Here is a 5,464-nt window from a genome sequence, read left to right as displayed (position 1 = left end):
CACCCCTCACCACCGTCCGCCAACCCATCGAAGCCATGGGACGCGCCGCCGTCGACCTCCTCTGCGCCCAGATCCAAGGCACCGAAGTCCCGCACGGCGAGCTGCTGTTCGAACCGGAACTCGTCGTCCGCGGCTCCACGGCACAGCCGTCCGCCGACTGACAGCAGCCCCTCTCACCGCTCCCCGCCCGCAAATTCCTTGCGGGAAATGGCAGCGGCTTGCGGTTCTCCGACGGAGCCCGTGAAAGTCGCTGATCCGAGACATCACCCGGGACTTCCCCGTGCCTCACGGCGGCCACTCCGGGCCGCTGTGCGCCGAGTTCATGGCGCGCATCCTGTAGACGACCCAACAGTTCTCTGCAACTCTCTGAGCGCTCAACGTAAATGACAGAGCACATTCAGGAACGAGGCGGAGATCGGAGCCAGATGAGAATCCGGAACTGGAGATCACGTGCTCTGTGCACGGTGGTCGCGACCAGTCTCCTGGCGCTGGGCGGCCCACTGCTGTCGGCCACGGCGGCAGGCGGACCCAACATCGCCGTGGGGGACGCCACGGCGGCGAGCAGCGCGCACGGCGAGTACGGCGCCGCCAACATCACCGACGGCAACCAGGGGTCGTACTGGCAGAGCGGCGGCGGCAGCCTCCCGCAGTGGGTCCAGACCGACCTCGGCACCACGGAGCGGATCGACGAGGTGGTCCTGAGACTGCCCGCCGGCTGGGAGCGCCGCGACCAGACACTCTCCCTCCAGGGCAGCGCCGACGGGACGAGCTTCAGCACCCTGAAGGGATCCGCCACCTACCGCTTCGACCCGGGGTCGGGCAACACGGTCACCGTGAGCTTCCCCGCGACCAGGACGCGGTTCGTGCGGGTCGAGGTCACGGCCAACACCGGCTGGCAGGCGGCGCAGCTCTCCGAACTGGAGGTGCACGCGGCCGGGGAGTCGTCGACGAACCTCGCCGCGAACCGGACTCTGACGGCGAGCAGTTCCACGGGGGCGTACACGGCCGGCAACGGCAACGACGGCAACAAGGCGACTTACTGGGAGAGCGCCAACGACGCGCTGCCGCAGTGGATCCAGGCCGACCTCGGCGCCTCCCGCAGGGTCGACCGCGTGGTGCTGCGGCTGCCGGACGGCTGGGGTGCCCGCAGCCAGACCCTGAAGATCCAGGCGAGCGAGAACGGCTCGGACTTCAGTGACCTGACCGCCGCCAAGGCGTACACCTTCGACGCGGCGGGCGGCCAGTCGGCGACGGTCGCCTTCGACGCCACGACCGCCCGCTATCTGCGCGTCCTGGTGACGGCGAACACCGGCCAGCCGGCCGCCCAGGTCTCCGAGCTGGAGATCTACGGCCCGGCGAGCGGCGACACCCAGGCCCCGACCACCCCCGCGAACCTCGCCCTCACCGAGCCGGCGACCGGCCAGATCAGGCTCACCTGGAACGCGTCCTCGGACGACACGGCCGTCACGGGGTACGACGTCTACGCCAACGGCGACCTGCTGACCTCGGTCGGCGGGAACGTCACCACGTACACCGACACCCGCCCGGGCGACGCGACGGTCACTTACCACGTGCGGGCCAAGGACGCGGCCGGCAACGTGTCGGGCAACAGCAACACGGTCACCCGGCGCGGCGACGACGGGGACACACAGGCGCCCACCGCGCCGTCGAACCTCGCCCTCACCGAGCCCACCGCCGGTCAGGTGAGGCTGACCTGGAGCGCGTCCACCGACAACAAGGGCGTCACCGGCTACGACATCTACGCCGACAACAAGCTCCGCAAGAGCGTCGCGGGCGACGTCACCACCTACACGGACACACAGCCCGTCGCCGCGACGGTGACCTACTTCGTGCGGGCCAGGGACGCGGCCGGCAACGTGTCGGGCGACAGCAACTCCGTTCTCCGCAACGGCACCAAGGACGGCTCGAACCTGGCTGTCGGCAAGCCGATCAGCGCCTCGTCCGTGATCCACACGTACGTCGCCGAGAACGCCAACGACAACAGCACGTCGACCTACTGGGAAGGGGCGGCGGGCAGCTACCCGAACACGCTGACCGTCAAGCTCGGCGCCAACGCCGACATCAGTGCCGTCGTGATCAAGCTCAACCCCGACACCAGTTGGTCGAAGCGCACCCAGAACTTCCAGGTGCTCGGGCGCGAGCAGGCGGCCTCCGGGTTCACCAGCCTGGTGGCCGCGAAGGACTACGTCTTCGACCCGTCGAGCGGCGGCAACAGCGTGACCGTGCCCGTCGACGGCCGGGTCGCCGACGTGCAGCTCAGGTTCACCTCCAACACGGGGGCGACGGCCGGGCAGGTCGCCGAGTTCCAGGTGATCGGCACCGCCGCGCCCAACCCCGATCTGGAGGTGACGAAGCTGGCCACCTCGCCCGCCTCGCCCGTCGAGTCGGACGAGATCACCGTCTCGGCCACCGTCCGCAACAGCGGCGCCGCGGCCAGTCCGGCCGGCAAGGTCGCCCTGCGGCTGGGTGACACCAAGGTCGCCACCGCCTCCGTGGGCGCGCTCCAGGCGGGTGCGCAGAGCACGGTCAGCGCCTCGATCGGGGCGCGCGACGCCGGCTCCTACGAGCTGAGCGCGGTCGCCGACGAGGCCGGCAAGATCATCGAGCAGAACGAGACCAACAACACCTACACACGTCCGGAGCCGCTGGTCGTCAAGCCGGTCCAGAGTTCCGACCTGGTCGCCGCGACCGTCACCACCTCCCCCTCCAGCCCGGCCGCCGGTGACGACGTCACCTTCAAGGTCGCGCTGCGCAACCAGGGCACCCAGGACTCCGCGGGCGGCGGTCACGCGGTGACGCTCACCCTGGTGGACTCCGACGGCGCCACCGTCAAGACGCTGACCGGCACGCACTCCGGTGTCATCGCCGCCGGATCGACGAGTCCCGCGGTGAGCCTCGGCCCCTGGAAGGCGGCCAACGGTTCGTACACGGTGAAGGTCAAGGTCGCCGACGACGCCAACGAACTGCCGGTGAAGCGGGAGAACAACACCTCCACGCAGCCGCTGTTCGTCGGGCGCGGCGCCAACATGCCGTACGACATGTACGAGGCGGAGGACGGCACGGTCGGCGGAGGTGCCACCGTGGCCGGACCGAACCGGACCATCGGCGACATCGCCGGAGAGGCCTCCGGCCGCAAGGCGGTCAAGCTCGACGCGACCGGTGAGTACGTCGAGTTCACCACCCGGGCCGCCACCAACACCCTGGTGACCCGCTTCTCCATCCCGGACGCGCCGGGCGGCGGCGGCATCGACTCCACGCTCAACGTCTACGTCGACGGCGTCATGAAGAAGGCGCTGCCGCTGACCTCGAAGTACGCCTGGCTCTACGGCAACGAGGCCTCGCCCGGCAACTCCCCCGGCGCGGGCGCGCCGCGTCACATCTACGACGAGGCGCACCTGATGCTGGGCGAGACCGTCCCGGCGGGCAGCAGGATCCGGTTGCAGAAGGACGCCGCGAACAACACCGACTACGCGATCGACTTCGTCAACCTGGAGCAGGTCACCCCGGTGGCCAACCCCGACCCGGCGGCGTACGCGGTGCCGGCCGGGTTCACGCACCAGGACGTGCAGAACGCTCTCGACCGGGTCCGCATGGACACCTCGGGCAAGCTGGTCGGTGTGTACCTGCCGGCCGGGGACTACCAGACGTCGAGCAAGTTCCAGGTGTACGGCAAGGCGGTGAAGGTGGTGGGCGCCGGTCCGTGGTTCACCAAGTTCCACGCGCCCACGACGCAGGACAACACCGACGTCGGCTTCCGGGCCGAGGCGAGCGCGAAGGGGTCGTCGTTCGCGAACTTCGCCTACTTCGGCAACTACACCAGCCGCATCGACGGTCCGGGCAAGGTGTTCGACTTCTCCAACGTGTCGGACATCGTGATCGACAACATCTGGAACGAGCACATGGTGTGCCTCTACTGGGGCGCCAACACCGACCGGATCACGATCAAGAACTCCCGGATCCGCAACATGTTCGCCGACGGTGTCAACATGACCAACGGCTCGACCGACAACCTGGTGTCCAACAACGACGCCCGGGCGACCGGTGACGACAGCTTCGCGCTGTTCTCGGCGATCGACGCCGGCGGCGCGGACATGAAGAACAACCTGTACGAGAACCTCTCGACGACGCTGACCTGGCGTGCCGCGGGTCTCGCCGTCTACGGCGGCTACAGCAACACCTTCCGCAACATCCACATCGCGGACACCCTGGTCTACTCCGGCATCACCATCAGTTCGCTGGACTTCGGCTACCCGATGAACGGCTTCGGCACCGATCCGACGACCTTCGAGAACATCTCGATCGTCCGGGCCGGCGGCCACTTCTGGGGACAGCAGACCTTCCCCGGCATCTGGGTGTTCTCCGCGTCCAAGGTGTTCCAGGGGATCCGGGTGAACAACGTCGACATCGTCGACCCGACCTACAGCGGCATCATGTTCCAGACGAACTACGTGGGAGGGCAGCCGCAGTTCCCGATCAAGGACACCGTCTTCACCGACGTGTCCGTCACCGGCGCGCGCAAGAGCGGTGACGCGTTCGACGCCAAGTCCGGCTTCGGCCTCTGGGCCAACGAGATGCCCGAGCCGGGGCAGGGCCCCGCGGTCGGCGAGGTCACGTTCAACGGGCTGAGGCTGGAGGGCAACGCCGTGGACGTCCGGAACACGACGTCCACCTTCAAGATCAACCGCAACCCGTAGACCGAGCGGGCCGCGTCGGCCCTTGTCGGTCGGACCACTGACTGGCGCAAGTCTCTTGCAGAGGCTTGCGCTAGTCTTGCGTCTGTGACGCGACGACTTGCTCAGGTGGCGAAGAAGGTTGGGGTCAGCGAGGCCACGGTCAGCCGGGTACTCAACGGCAAGCCAGGGGTCTCCGAGGCGACCCGGAGGTCCGTGCTGAGCGCGTTGGACGTCCTGGGCTACGAGCGGCCCACCCAGCTGCGGGGCGAACGGGCCCGGCTGGTCGGGCTGGTGCTGCCCGAGCTGCAGAACCCGATCTTCCCCGCGTTCGCCGAGGTCATCGGCGGTGCGCTCGCCCAGCAGGGGCTGACGCCGGTCCTGTGCACCCAGACCAAGGGCGGCGTCTCCGAGGCCGACTACGTCGAGCTGCTGCTCCAGCAGCAGGTCTCGGGGGTCGTCTTCGCCGGCGGCGGCCTCTTCGCGCAGGCGGACGCCCCGCACGACCACTACCGGCTGCTCGCCGAACGCAACATCCCCGTCGTCCTCATCAACGCCTCCATTCCGGATCTGGACTTCCCGTGCATCGCGTGCGACGACGCCGTGGCCGTGGAGCAGTCCTGGCGGCACCTGGCATCGCTCGGACACGAGCGCATCGGCCTCGTACTGGGCCCCTCTGACCACATCCCGTCCCGCAGGAAGCTGGCCGCAGCCAGGGAAGCCGCCGGCGCCGCGCACGCCGAGCTGCCGGACGAGTTCGTGGAACGGGCCAT

3 protein-coding genes are annotated in these 5,464 nt (G+C 68.9%); all 3 read left to right on the top strand.

Annotation, left to right across the window (positions count from 1 at the left end; translation table 11 throughout):
* A partial coding sequence (locus ACFW01_RS38220; protein ID WP_361368542.1) for a substrate-binding domain-containing protein occupies positions 1-161 on the top strand: 161 nt, incomplete at its 5' end.
* A 264-nt stretch (positions 162-425) separates the two neighbouring features.
* Positions 426-4,715 (top strand): discoidin domain-containing protein, encoded by a 4,290-nt coding sequence (locus ACFW01_RS38215; protein ID WP_384511446.1) that lies wholly within the window; start codon positions 426-428, stop codon positions 4,713-4,715.
* A gap of 84 nt (positions 4,716-4,799) precedes the next feature.
* Positions 4,800-5,464, top strand: a 665-nt coding sequence (locus ACFW01_RS38210; RefSeq protein WP_384511443.1) for a LacI family DNA-binding transcriptional regulator, incomplete at its 3' end; no start/stop codon positions are given.

The sequence above is a fragment of the Streptomyces sp. NPDC058985 genome, assembly GCF_042740985.1.
Classification (GTDB): Bacteria; Actinomycetota; Actinomycetes; order Streptomycetales; family Streptomycetaceae; genus Streptomyces.
The sequence above is the reverse complement of the archived record's forward strand: the minus strand, read 5'-3'. Positions and strand labels throughout refer to the sequence as shown.